This is a genomic window from Roseibium sp. RKSG952 (assembly GCF_009711355.1).
The window spans coordinates 41957-54176 of the sequence record NZ_SMMF01000949.1; the positions used below are offsets into that span (position 1 = coordinate 41957).

17 protein-coding genes and 1 other RNA gene are annotated in these 12220 nt (G+C 55.7%); 10 read left to right on the forward strand and 8 right to left on the reverse strand.

The window, feature by feature from the left end; all coding sequences use genetic code 11:
* Window positions 1–87 precede the first annotated feature (87 nt).
* A complete protein-coding gene (locus E1297_RS32355) occupies window positions 88–1044 on the forward strand; it encodes an NADPH:quinone oxidoreductase family protein (RefSeq protein WP_155145355.1) in 957 nt (318 codons plus the stop codon).
* A 6-nt stretch (window positions 1045–1050) separates the two neighbouring features.
* On the opposite strand, the gene E1297_RS32360 is transcribed toward E1297_RS32355, so the two are convergent.
* Window positions 1051–1932 (reverse strand): LysR family transcriptional regulator, encoded by an 882-nt coding sequence (locus E1297_RS32360; protein WP_155145357.1) that lies wholly within the window; start codon window positions 1930–1932, stop codon window positions 1051–1053.
* A 127-nt stretch (window positions 1933–2059) separates the two neighbouring features.
* Here E1297_RS32360 and E1297_RS32365 point away from each other — a divergent pair, with 127 nt between their 5' ends.
* From E1297_RS32365 to E1297_RS32375, 3 genes are all read left to right on the forward strand, one after another.
* Window positions 2060–2278, forward strand: coding sequence for a DUF1127 domain-containing protein (locus tag E1297_RS32365; protein WP_155145359.1), 219 nt, complete (start codon window positions 2060–2062; stop codon window positions 2276–2278).
* 173 nt (window positions 2279–2451) lie between these two features.
* Window positions 2452–3228 (forward strand): Bax inhibitor-1/YccA family protein, encoded by a 777-nt coding sequence (locus tag E1297_RS32370; protein ID WP_155145360.1) that lies wholly within the window; start codon window positions 2452–2454, stop codon window positions 3226–3228.
* Window positions 3229–3298: 70 nt separating this feature from the next.
* The gene (locus tag E1297_RS32375) at window positions 3299–3775 is read left to right on the forward strand and encodes a GNAT family N-acetyltransferase (protein WP_155145362.1); all 477 of its coding nucleotides are present in this window, start codon (window positions 3299–3301) and stop codon (window positions 3773–3775) included.
* Window positions 3776–3837: 62 nt separating this feature from the next.
* Here E1297_RS32375 and E1297_RS32380 read toward each other — a convergent pair whose 3' ends face one another.
* On the reverse strand, window positions 3838–4425 hold the full coding sequence (locus E1297_RS32380; RefSeq protein ID WP_170331575.1) for a lipoprotein: 588 nt from the start codon (window positions 4423–4425) through the stop codon (window positions 3838–3840).
* 134 nt (window positions 4426–4559) lie between these two features.
* Window positions 4560–4727 (reverse strand): 50S ribosomal protein L33, encoded by a 168-nt coding sequence (rpmG, locus tag E1297_RS32385; protein ID WP_007799108.1) that lies wholly within the window; start codon window positions 4725–4727, stop codon window positions 4560–4562.
* A gap of 296 nt (window positions 4728–5023) precedes the next feature.
* Between rpmG and E1297_RS32390 the strand changes: the two genes are divergently transcribed.
* The 3 genes from E1297_RS32390 (at window position 5024) to E1297_RS32400 (ending at window position 6914) form a co-directional block, all read left to right on the forward strand.
* Window positions 5024–5659 carry a DUF1326 domain-containing protein gene (locus E1297_RS32390; protein ID WP_155145364.1) on the forward strand — a complete coding sequence of 212 codons (636 nt, stop codon included), beginning with the start codon at window positions 5024–5026 and terminating at the stop codon, window positions 5657–5659.
* 13 nt (window positions 5660–5672) lie between these two features.
* A complete protein-coding gene (locus E1297_RS32395) occupies window positions 5673–6515 on the forward strand; it encodes a DUF2182 domain-containing protein (protein WP_209016134.1) in 843 nt (280 codons plus the stop codon).
* Between the two features lie 66 nt (window positions 6516–6581).
* Window positions 6582–6914, forward strand: a complete 333-nt coding sequence (locus E1297_RS32400; RefSeq protein WP_155145366.1) for a GYD domain-containing protein — start codon at window positions 6582–6584, stop codon at window positions 6912–6914.
* Between the two features lie 7 nt (window positions 6915–6921).
* Here the strand turns inward: E1297_RS32400 and rnpB are convergent.
* From rnpB to gatC, 5 genes are all read right to left on the reverse strand, one after another.
* Window positions 6922–7338, reverse strand: an RNA gene (gene rnpB / locus E1297_RS32405) — RNase P RNA component class A.
* A gap of 121 nt (window positions 7339–7459) precedes the next feature.
* Window positions 7460–8122: an N-acetylmuramoyl-L-alanine amidase gene (locus E1297_RS32410; RefSeq protein ID WP_209016135.1), complete on the reverse strand. Its 663-nt coding sequence runs from the start codon at window positions 8120–8122 to the stop codon at window positions 7460–7462.
* 7 nt (window positions 8123–8129) lie between these two features.
* Window positions 8130–8843 carry a hypothetical protein gene (locus E1297_RS32415; protein ID WP_155145370.1) on the reverse strand — a complete coding sequence of 238 codons (714 nt, stop codon included), beginning with the start codon at window positions 8841–8843 and terminating at the stop codon, window positions 8130–8132.
* Between the two features lie 39 nt (window positions 8844–8882).
* Window positions 8883–10370: an Asp-tRNA(Asn)/Glu-tRNA(Gln) amidotransferase subunit GatA gene (gene gatA / locus E1297_RS32420; protein ID WP_155145372.1), complete on the reverse strand. Its 1488-nt coding sequence runs from the start codon at window positions 10368–10370 to the stop codon at window positions 8883–8885.
* 3 nt (window positions 10371–10373) lie between these two features.
* On the reverse strand, window positions 10374–10661 hold the full coding sequence (gene gatC / locus E1297_RS32425) for an Asp-tRNA(Asn)/Glu-tRNA(Gln) amidotransferase subunit GatC (protein ID WP_155145374.1): 288 nt from the start codon (window positions 10659–10661) through the stop codon (window positions 10374–10376).
* Between the two features lie 240 nt (window positions 10662–10901).
* On the opposite strand from gatC, the gene E1297_RS32430 reads away from it, so the two are divergent.
* The 3 genes from E1297_RS32430 to E1297_RS49275 form a co-directional block, all read left to right on the forward strand.
* A complete protein-coding gene (locus E1297_RS32430; protein WP_155145376.1) occupies window positions 10902–11060 on the forward strand; it encodes a hypothetical protein in 159 nt (52 codons plus the stop codon).
* A 224-nt stretch (window positions 11061–11284) separates the two neighbouring features.
* The gene (locus E1297_RS32435) at window positions 11285–11848 is read left to right on the forward strand and encodes a DUF4202 domain-containing protein (protein ID WP_155145378.1); all 564 of its coding nucleotides are present in this window, start codon (window positions 11285–11287) and stop codon (window positions 11846–11848) included.
* Between the two features lie 96 nt (window positions 11849–11944).
* On the forward strand, window positions 11945–12220 hold a 276-nt coding region (locus E1297_RS49275; RefSeq protein WP_209016136.1), incomplete at its 3' end, for a hypothetical protein.

Below are 12220 nucleotides of genomic sequence, written 5' to 3' on the forward strand. Positions count from 1 at the left end.
TTCCTCAGACGCGCGCTGCGTGGCTTTCCCGAACGATTGACAATCCGACCATCTCACCGGCCTATGTCGCCAAGACGGAGAGCATTCATGTTGGCATATCGAATTCAATCAGCCGGTGCTAAGGCCGAGCTTTGTGAGGTAGACCTCCCCACCCCGAGCGAAGGCCAGGTGCGCGTGGCCATTCGCGCATGTGGCCTGAATTTTGCGGATCTGCTGATGCAGAAGGGTACTTATCAGGATACCCCGGCCGCTCCGTTTACGCAGGGCATGGAAGTTGCAGGTGTCGTTGATGAGGTCGGGCCCAATGTCTCTCATCTGAAAACAGGGGATCGCGTCGCAATCTATTCCGGGCAAGGCGGATTGGCAGAGTTTGGTGTCTTTGACGCAAACCGCGCAATTCCCCTTCCCGAATCCACAAGCTTTGAGGACGCTGCAGCCATTCAGATTGCATATGGGACCAGCCACATTGCGCTGGACCATCGCGCACATCTCAGACCGGGTGAAACGCTTTTGGTTACCGGGGCCGCAGGTGGAGTTGGCCTGACTGCCGTAGAAATCGGAAAACTGATGGGCGCCACTGTGATCGCACAGGCCCGGGGTGAGGATAAGCTGGCCGTTGCACAAGCCGCTGGCGCAGATCACTTGATTGATGCGGACGAAGATTTGCGTGAGCGGGTCAAGTCGCTTGGGGGCGCAGACGTGGTTTATGACGCCATCGGCGGCGATGTCTTCAAGGCGGCCTTCCGCGCGACGAATCCCGAAGGGCGCCTGCTGCCCATCGGTTTCGCCGGTGGAGACGTGCCGCAGATTCCGGCCAACCATCTGCTGGTCAAGAATCTGACCGTGATTGGTTTTTACATCGGCGGGTATCTGAATTTTCGCCCTGAAATTGTTCGGAATAGCTTTGACACACTGTTCCGCTGGCACGCAGAAGGACGGATCAAACCGCATATCAGCCACACCCTGCCACTGAAGGACGTGGCTGAAGGCATGACACTTCTGAAAGAGCGCAAGTCTACCGGCAAAATCGTGATTACGCCTTGAGTTCCCTCAGCCGACAACAGCCTTGAGAGGCACTCCGCCAAGCAAACGGAAATTCTGACGAACCAACGAGGCCAACGCCTCGACAACCGCGCCGCGCCCTGCGTCACCGCCATAGAGGTTGATCACATGTGCAGGCAGTTCCGGCAGCACACCTCCGGATTCGATTTTTTCCAGGTGTGCGGCCTCGGTTCCCTCGAGCATTGCGTGAACCGCAAGATCGGCGCTCACAGTTGCTTCGATCGTGCGGTCATTTTCGGTCTCAACCGACAGCTCCCATGGAATACCAGCGGCATCCAGAGCCGAGATCACTTGAGGCCTGAACATGCAGCGACGACCCAGCGCGAGAGGAATCGGGCGACGACGCCATGCCGACCCGCCCGGCGCGCCAATCCAACGCAAAGGCAACTCTGCGACGGTTTCACCTCCGTCCGGGGCCGATGCCTCGGTCGTCAGGATCACGTCACATTCACCGCGCCGGAACATCTCCTTCAGTTGCAGGGTATATGACGACACCAGCTGCACCCTGACGCGCGGAAAATCAGCGTTGAAGCGCTGCAGAACGCGAGGGATAGCCGGATACACGATGTCATGCGGCACACCCAGCACCACCTCACCCTCAAAAGCCTGATCGGTAAGCTTCGAAATCACCTCGTCATTCAGAGCCACCATACGCCGAGCGTAGGCAAGCAACTGCTCACCAGATGCAGTAAGCGCAATCGTCCGACCACTGCGATCCAGCAGTTCCAGCCCCAACAATTCCTCTAGCCGTTTGAGCTGCATTGATACGGCCGACTGTGTCAGGTGCAGGAACCCGGCAGCACGAGTCACGCCACCATGGTCAGCGACAGCCACGAATGACCGCAGGGTTGTTATGTCCAAATTTCGCATGTTCAAGAATCCTTATGGTTCTCCTCATAAACATTCATTTTTAAAATGTGTCACGTTGCGCCATATAAATCAAGGAAGTTGATGAAAAGCAGAAAAAACATCACAGAGCAAGGAAAGGACAAAGATTATGACCCAAGTTGCTGTTTCAAAGAAATGCGCACATCGGAGACCGTCCAAAGGCCTTGGATTGTGGACCCTTTTAGGCCTGGCTCGGCAGCGTCGCAGCCTTGCCAAACTTGACGACCGCGCCCTTGAAGACATCGGAGTTTCCCGCGCAGAGGCGGACACCGAAGCCGCCCGCCCATTTTGGGACGCGCCTGATAACTGGCACAAACGACTGTATTAAATGACCTGAAAGCACAATTTGGCGACTGCGACACGTCAGTCGCCAAAATTGCTGACAGATTCAGCGGGTTTTCAGCGTAAAACTCTTGAAACATGTGCCTCACTCTCCGATATTTGCAGGGAAATCGGTTCGCAATTGCGAACTGAGCAAAGACTTTCGAAGGGAGACCCTTAATGGCACAATTCGATACGATCCGGACGGCGACCGGTGCGCGCGCTGCCGAGATTGACGAGGGCCTGCGCGCCCACATGAACAAAGTCTACGGCACAATGTCCGTAGGCATGCTGATCACATTTGCGGCGGCTTGGGCAATTGCCGGCCTGGCAACCACAACTGATCCCTCGGCGGCCGCAGCGCAGTTGAGCGAGACCAAATATCTGACTTCGCTCGGATATGCACTGTTCGCCTCGCCCCTTAAATGGGTGATCATGTTCGCCCCGCTGGCCTTCATCTTTGGCTTTAGCGCCGGGATCAACCGCCTGTCCGCAGCCGGTGCACAGACGGTGTTCTACCTGTTTGCCGCTGTCATGGGTGTATCGATCAGCTGGATTTTCCTGGTCTTCACCGGCCAGTCAATCATTCAGGTGTTCCTGATCACAGCAATCGCCTTCGCAGGCCTTTCGCTGTACGGGTATACGACCAAAAAAGACCTGTCCGCGATGGGCACGTTCCTGATCATGGGTGTAATCGGCCTGATCGTAGCAATGGTCGTGAACATCTTCCTGGCCTCTTCGGCTGTCGCTTTTGCCATCTCGGTCCTAGGCGTGCTGATCTTCGCGGGCCTGACGGCGTACGACACTCAGAACATTAAGAACACCTACCTGCAGATGGCCCATTCGGGCGATCAGGAATGGCTGGGTAAAGCCGCGATCATGGGCGCGTTGAGCCTGTATCTGGACTTTATCAACATGTTCATGTTCCTGCTGCAACTGTTCGGCAACCGCGAATAACGCGGCACCAAATTCAAAGCGAAAGGGCGGGTCCAAAAGACCCGCCCTTTTTTTGTTTGGAGCTTTCTCGATGACCATAGTCAAAATCCCACCCTCGCAGTCCCGTCGGCTTTTGCCCTTGCTGCATCAGGTCCATGACTTGCATTTGATGCACCAACCAGATCGATATGCACCTCTGCCCGAAGATCGAGACATGATTACACATCTACAAACCTGGCTTTCTCAACACGACATGCATGCCTTGGGTTATGAGAAGGACGAAGAGTTGTTGGGATACGCCATTATCGAAATCGAAAATCGCGATGCGACTCCGATCCGTGCATCGGAAACTCGTGCAATGGTCCACCATATCTGCGTCGATTCTGAACAACGCAGACAAGGCATTGGCCTGGCGCTGTTAGAGGCTGCCCGTAACATGCTGCACGAAGTTGGCGGGCAGGTTCTGGCGACCACCTATGCCGAGTTCAACTCAGCTTCAGCAGGATTAATGGAACGCGCTGGTCTGCGTCCTATCACGCGTTTCGCAGAGTGGCGTTCATACAATTGACCGCAACGAAAAGCCCCTGTCGAAGCTGACAGGGGCCATGCAAGACTAATTTTGGATTCCGCTCAGCTGCAGTTCAGCGGAACAGCGAAACCCGAACTACGTGAGGAGTTTCCTTTGCGATAGACATCGCCTGCAGGCAAGCAGCCTGTAAAGCGCTCGGTCTCGCTACCGAAGATTGAGCCGAGGGAGTTGTCTACATGACCGCTCTCTGTACGCAATACCCCGAACAAGGTACCGTTTACGCTGACCGTGCTAAGGAAAAGGTTGATTTGGTCGCCAGACAGCTGCACCGCATTGGATACGTTTTTTCCGCCATTCGTAATCGCCACACCCGCAACCTTGGACAACTCGGTCTTATCAGTGGCGACCCTGATCGTCGGCAGCTCTGCCAGTTCGGCCGGTACGTTCGTCTCGGGTGGCAGGAAGGCGACCGCCCCATTCACATCCGCAACATCTCGCGGTTCTCCATCAATTCCGGTGAAGCCGATGCCCTCACGGTTGAACGGATCCTCGCAGGCCGAAAGTGTCAGAACTGCAATAGCAGGCAATATGATTTTTTTCATGGCGGTCAACATTTTGTAGCGATTTGCTGAAGCGTAGCGGCAGGTGAACTGAAAATGCAAGCCACGCACGAACAGATTGGCTTGCATGCTGATGCGCTGTTGCAACGGCTTACGGCAGAAGCGGCGACAGCACCAAAGATACCAACAAGTTCTCAGTCAATTAAAAAAGGGCTCTGCGATCACAGAGCCCTTTCCGAGAAATGTCTATGTAAGACGGCAGATTACTTGATCTTGCCTTCTTTGTACTCGACATGCTTGCGGACAACCGGGTCGTATTTACGAACGGTCATCTTTTCAGTCATGGTGCGCGCATTTTTCTTGGTCACGTAGAAGTGGCCCGTGCCCGCGGTCGAGTTCAGACGGATCTTGATTGTCGTCGGCTTCGCCATGGTTATCTCCTGCGTCCGAAAAGGCAGGGGCCTTTCGGTTGAATTCCTATGAGCGTGCGCTTTTACCCGCTGGCACGCCCGAGTCAACCAGAATCGGCCAACAAGCATCACAAATCATTTGATACGAACTGGCGCTTTCCCGCGCAGTGGTTTGGAGAGTTCACGGATCCGTGATAATCTCTGCCCACTCCACAATGCCAAGAAGCCAATTGCGGGCTCAATTTGCGAGGCATCAGAAACGGGCAACAAACTCTGTCAGCAGGGTTTTTAGGTTCGATTTTTCTTGGGGGGCTATCATGACTGAATGGACTATTCAGGGCGAAGAACTGGCCAATTGCAATTGCAACTTCGGTTGCCCATGCCAGTTCAGCGTTCTTCCAACCCATGGGAACTGTGAGGCTGTTGTGGTCTTTGACATTACGAGCGGGCGGTACGGGGACACGGATCTTGCCGGCGTTCGAGCAGCAGGCGTCTATTACTGGCCTGGCCCTATTCATGAGGGCAACGGCCAGATGCAGCTGATCATTGACGACAAGGCCAATGCTGATCAGAGGGCTGCCCTACAAGCCATAATGACGGGCGAAGACACCGATGAGATGGCGACCATGTGGTACGTTTACAGTGCGATGGCACCCGCGAAGCATGAAACACTCTTTATCCCAATCGAACTTAACTGGGATCGCGAAGAGCGCAGGGGCTATGCCAGAGCTCCGGGAGTATTTGACGTCGAGGTCAACCCGATCCCGCATATTGTATCGGGCGCACCGCATCGTGCCTCGATTCAGTTGCCAAACGGATTTGAGTATCGCCATGCCGAAGCTGCGTCGGGATCCGCCAAAACCAATGGCGGAGCAATCAGCCTGACATTCGACGCTACGCATGCACATCTGGCTCACCTGAATATCTCGGGCCACGGTGTGATCGGCGCGTAGCCGGAGCGATCCTGTGTCAGTGAATTCGAAACCGCCCCAAACCGGGGCGGTCGAAAGCTTGTTAAGGCATGATCGCGCAATTGTTCTGTTCAGTGTCTGCCTGATTCTGTTGGGTGCATCCTGGTACACTATCGCGGGCGTTGGCATGGACATGTCCGCCATTCAGATGACACGCATGGCTGGCCCAATAGGCGAACCGATGTCGATGGGTGCTGCACCGCACTGGAGCGCCACTTATTGGGTGCTCATCTTTCTGATGTGGTGGGTGATGATGATCGCGATGATGACACCCAGCGCCGCGCCGACCGTCCTGCTCTATGTTGCGATCAAACGAATGGGGGCTGAAAAGGACCAGGTCGCCCTGCTCGGCCTCGTTTTCCTGTCGGGCTATCTCATAGCGTGGGCTGTCTTCAGCGCGCTTGCTACGGGCGCTCAATGGGGTTTGGAGCACATTGGACTGTCGGATGGGCCGATGATGACAATCCGATCCAAGACCTTTGCAGGATTCGTATTAGTTGCAGCCGGCGTCTATCAGCTTTCAAGCCTGAAAACCGCTTGTCTACGCCACTGCCAAAGCCCCGCACAATTCCTCGCAAAGCATCATCGTTCCGGCGCGACAGGAGCGCTTCGCACCGGCACGCTGCACGGGCTTTATTGCCTTGGCTGCTGTTGGGCGTTGATGGCCCTTCTCTTTGTGGGCGGCATCATGAACCTGCTTTGGATCGTTGGGATAGCACTGTATGTGGCACTGGAAAAATTGCTTCCTCGCGCCCAGTGGATTGCTCCTGCGACGGGGATTGTCCTGATCGCTTTTGGTGTCTGGCTGATCTCTGCTCCGATCTTTTCAGCAAGCTGAACAAATTATCCGGCCAGGGGACCGGCCCAATCAATGGTCCCAAAACCCTCTCGTTAGGAGATCGATATGCCTATTTTCATTACCTACGCGTCATATTCACATGCGGGCGTCAAAGGGATGCTGAAGAAGCCAGAAAATCGCACTGGCCCCGTAAAGGCATTGTTGGAAAAAGTTGGCGGCAGACTGATTTCGTTTTATGTCACGACCGGCAGAAACGATGTGGTTGTCATCAGCGAGGCCCCGGATGGTACGGACGCTGTTGCCGTCGGAATGGCTGTCGCTGCTTCGGGCGCAGTCTCGGATGTAGAAACCGTACGCGCCTGGACCGCAGAGGACTTTGTGGCAATCACCGAAAAGGCTGCTGAACTCACCGGTGTCTACACACCTCCGGGAGGTTGAGGAAAACTTGCGCGGAGGGCCTGTAAGCCGGATCCTGTTCCAGGGTTACCCCCTTCGATGACCATTCATCTAGGCCGTGCATTGCTGCACGGCTCCAGCTGCCAACCCGGTCCCTCTCGGCCAAGGCATGCCTAGCGGCGGTATCGGCTGGCGCCGACCGGCCCGCGCGGGGACCCTATTCGGCATTGCTCCCGGTGGGGCTTGCCGTGCCATCCCTGTTGCCAGGGACGCGGTGGGCTCTTACCCCACCGTTTCATCCTTACTCTGGTTTTGCCGGAGGCGAACCTCTGAATCACCAAAGCGGTTTGTTTTCTGTGGCGCTTTCCGTCGGGTTTCCCCGCCCGGGCGTTACCCGGCACCGTTGCCTTGTGGAGTCCGGACTTTCCTCTCGGGTTTGCACCCCAGCGGCCATCCGGCCCTCCGCGCCGGGAGTGGGTATGCCTAAGGCCTGACAACGTCAAGTGTAGACGGCGACGAAGGGGACAGCTCCTTGTTTGCCAACAGCCAATTCAACCCTTTGGCATTTGCAGCTAAGTGAAGCGCAGTCAGGTCCGGCGAATAGTATTGCGAAGCGGGGAAAGATCAGTCGGCTCCAATGGCCCTTTCGCCCAGGGGCGGTATCTTAGCCGAACAGCGGCCAACAGAACCTCGTCATCGGCTTCGGCTGTGAAACCTGCATCATGAGCTAAAGCACGAAACGATTGCATCGCTGCAGCTTGCGGATCTTCACCAAAGCTGCGTTGTTGCGCCAGTTTCTTCCGTTCTAGTCTTTGCCAGTCAAAACGTGCTCCGGGATCGAACTTGCGACCGGGCGCCATGTCAGAATGACCAATCACCCCATCAGGAGCTATGCCCCACCTATCCATGATGTCCTGAAGCAGATTCTCCAGAGCTGCCATTTGGAGTTCGGAAAACGGGTGATCGCCACGATTGTCGAGCTCGATTCCGATTGAACGGGAGTTGATATCCTTTTGGCCTCGCCATTCCCCTGCGCCAGCGTGCCACGCGCGGTCTTCCTCACGAACCATCTTCCAAAGGCGCCCATCGCCAGCGATCAGGTAATGCGACGACACCTCGGCGGCCGGGTCGCACAGGCGTTCAAGCGCCGCCTCGGCAGAATCCATGGCTGTATAGTGGATGACCACCAAAGACGGTTCGAGACCATCCCGGCGTGGTCCGAAATTAGGGGACGGGTGCCAGATCGGCACCAGCGACTCAGTTGTTGACCGCACTGCGGAACGGGCTTGGATCCCAGCTGCACGCAAATCCATCACCGTCAGGATCCAGACCTTTGCGATCCCGCTGCGGGCCACCGTTGGACAGGAATGCGATCTGCGCCTGATCCGATGATGGGTACTGAGCACAGTTCCGTTCAGCTTTAGCCTGCAGGTTAAAACCCGCGCGGCTGTAAAGCTGCGTACCAACAGGGTTAGATGTGCTCAGCGCATATTGTACAATATTGGGCTGACCATCCTGGCTACGCTGAGGCACTGCGGTTGGCGTGACCACTTCATAGGTCTGGCGGTTCTGTTCAATCCGCGCGGCGTCGGATTCGATGCTACGCCGGTTGGATACAGCACCGAAATCCTGTTCGTCAGATATACCGGTGTTGCTCGAAGGAGCTACGGTTGTGGACGATACCGTCTGCCCCGACGTGCTCGCCAGTGCGGCGGCCGTCTGATTTGCGATGTCGCCAGCGCTGTCACCGGTGGTCGGCGGTATCGCTGTCGCCGCACCTTGCGCCGACAGCGGTTGCTGCGAGACTTCGGACGGAGGCAGAAGCGGATTTCCCGCAACACCCTGCCCTGCCAGCTGCGCTTCGCGCTGCGCCTGATACTGGGGCGTGTTGAAACCTGTCCCGGCAACTGGTGCCACGGTCTCACATCCAGCGATTAGCCCAATGGCCGGGATCAGAAGCAATTTGCGCATTTGGCTGCTCCGCTCTGCTTAGTTTTGTTGCCCTGAGGCTTACCACCATTTCCCGGGCTTGGCCACAAACCCTGCGGCCTCTTCAAGGGCGTAGGCGGTGTTAAGCAGGTCACCTTCTTCCCACGGACGACCGATCAACTGCAGCCCCAATGGCAGACCTTGTGTGTCCAGACCAGCAGGCACCGAAATACCGGGCAGACCAGCCAGGTTTACGGTCACCGTGAACACGTCGTTCAAATACATTTGAACAGGGTCAGCCTCGGTCATTTCACCCAGACCGAAAGAGGCCGAAGGCGTGGCCGGGGTCAGGATGGCGTCGATACCTGCGGCAAAGACATCTTCAAAGTCTTTCTTGATCAGGTTCCGCACCTTACGTGCACGGTTGTAGTAGGCATCATAGAAACCAGCCGACAGAACATAGGTTCCGACCATGACACGGCGCTGAACTTCGTGGCCAAAGCCCTCGGCGCGGGTCTTTTCGTACATCTCGGTGATGCCGTCGCCCTGCGCCAGCGTGGCACGGCGGCCATAGCGTACACCGTCATAGCGGGCGAGGTTCGACGAAGCCTCGGCCGGAGCGATCACATAATATGCAGGCAGCGCATATTTCGTGTGCGGCAGAGAAATATCGACAATCTCGGCACCTGCTGCTTTCAGCATTTCGGCCCCATCGGCCCACAGCTTTTCAATCTCGGCGGGCATGCCCTCCATGCGGTATTCTTTAGGAATCCCGATTTTCTTGCCCTTGATGTCGCCGGTCAGCATCGCCTCAAAATTCGGGACGGCCAGTTCCGCGCTGGTGGAATCTTTCGGGTCGTGACCGCACATCGCTTCGAGCATGATTGCCGCGTCGCGCACGTTCTTGGTCATCGGGCCGGCCTGATCCAGCGAAGATGCAAACGCGATGATCCCCCAGCGAGAGCAGCGTCCGTAGGTTGGCTTGATACCGGTGATGCCGGTAAAGGCAGCAGGCTGGCGGATCGAACCACCAGTATCAGTACCGGTGGCAGCAAGGCACAGATCTGCAGCCACAGCAGAGGCAGAACCACCCGATGAGCCGCCCGGCGTAAGCTGCGCGTCGTCGTTACCACGGCGCCACGGGCTGACCGCGTTGCCGTAGATCGATGTTTCGTTGGACGAACCCATGGCAAATTCGTCCATGTTAAGCTTACCCAACATTACCGCGCCTGAATCGGCCAATTGCTGGGAGACAGTGGATTCGTATTCAGGCTTGAAACCTTCAAGAATTTTCGAAGCCGCCTGCGAGGGGACACCCTTAGTACAGAACAGGTCCTTGATACCAATCGGCAAGCCACACATTGACGGGGCATCACCACCTTTGATCCGCTCATCCGCCGCCTTGGCGCGCTCGAGCGCGATCTCAGGCGTTTTGTGGACAAAAGCGTTCAGCGCATCTGCGTCATCAATCGCCTTCAGGCAGGATTCTGTCAGCTCGACAGAGGTTACGTCACCAGCGCGCAGCGCGTCACGAGCCTCGGCCAGGCCCAGTTTGTTCAGATCGCTCATGTCTTACTCCACAACCTTGGGAACGGCGAAAAAGCCTTCGCGTGCATCTGGGGCATTGGCCAGAATCTTGTCCTGCTGATTGCCATCAGTGACCACATCCTCACGACGCTTCAGGCGCATCGGCTCGACCGAAACCATCGGCTCGACACCTTCGACGTCTACTTCGTTCAATTGCTCGATGAACCCAAGAATGGTGTTGAATTCAGATGCCAGCGCCGGCAGCGCGTCATCCTCGACCTTGATCCGGGCCAGTTTGGCCACCTTGGCGGCGGTGCTTTGGTCAATCGACATGGGAACCCTCATATGCGTTACCCGGCATTTACCTGTCTGCCGCAGCAGTCGCAAGACCACTGGCAAACACTGTGCACAACGAACTCCCTGCCCTGTTCGAGTCGTTTTAGAAGTTGACCTAATCAAATTTGAATACCTGCTATGCACAGAAGTGAACCAGTTAGTTCACTTTCTCCATTGAAGACCGGCGGCGCCAACACTTAATGAAGTGAACGGAACAGTTCAGTTTGGAGAACGGCCATGAAATCCCTGATGATCACCCTTTCACTGACACTTGCAACATTGTCTGCGCCAGCAATGGCTCTGGGCATTCCTGATACCAACTTGACCCCCTTGCTGACTTTCCCCGACCAGTCAGCCGATCAGGTAACTAAGGATAAGTCCGTCATTCGCAAGTAACCGGATGATGATTGCAAGATGGCCGGGCCATTCCCTCCCCTATGGCCCGGCCCTGATACATATCTCTAAAACTCGCCCCCTACATCCAGCCTATTTATTCTCTGCTTCGCTTCTTTTCGATTGAATGCTGCCATCCGCTCAGCCATTCATTAACGTGAACAGATCAAGCTATCGCAGCGACATGCGGCACTACTTATGAAGCCAAGCAAGGACCGGAGCGAAAAATGAGCGCGCGGATGCAAAATGTGCTGGACGCCATTGATGCGGCCAACTCTGTCGACCCCAATATGGATGATAACCAGCCTGAAACACTGCTCTATGGAAAGCGGATGACTGCAGAGCTGAATCGCCTGTTCCCAGACGCCTCGGAACCCTTGCAGATCGCAGCACGTGGGCAACATGTCGAACGCTGGAAACTTGCACGATCCGAGTATCCGGAAGGTCGGACCGGGTATCTTACATGGCGACGCGCGCAAGGTGAACATCATGCTCAAGTTGTCGCAGATTTGATGGCGCAGGAGGGATACGAACAGGATCAGATTGATGCAGTGGGACGCATGCTGCGCAAGCAAGGCATCAAAAGAGACACCGAAGTGCAGGCCCTGGAAGATGTGATCTGCTTTGTCTTCCTGAAATGGTATTTTCAGCCCTTCGCCTCCAAGCATTCGGCTGAAAAGATTCAGAGCATTGTGGAAAAAACAGCACGCAAAATGTCTAATGAGGGTCGTGCGCGCGTTCTTGAAGAATTCGATTTACCCGAACAGCTTGCATCGGCTTTTCGAAACTGAATAAATCACAAGCATAGTATCATTTAGAGATTAACCTCGAATTTACCAATTGCCTGTCTTTTCGTTCAAAAGACATTTCCAAGAACTGAGTCTGCCATGTCCAAAAAACCGTTTCTGCTAATTGGCCTGATCAGCTTCCTGATGGGATGCCAGGAAATTCCGTCAAGCACGCCCGACGCAAAAGTAATTGCTGTTGGCGACTCGCTGATGGCGTGGAATTCCATGTCAGGTTCAGCCATTCCGGACGTCGTCGAACAGAGGATCGGCGCACCGGTTTTGGACCGATCGGCCTCGGCGGCATGGATGCAAACAAAATTCACCGACGATGGAAAGCCAACCTCAGGTGTTCAGGCTCAGTTCATCAAGGGTCAG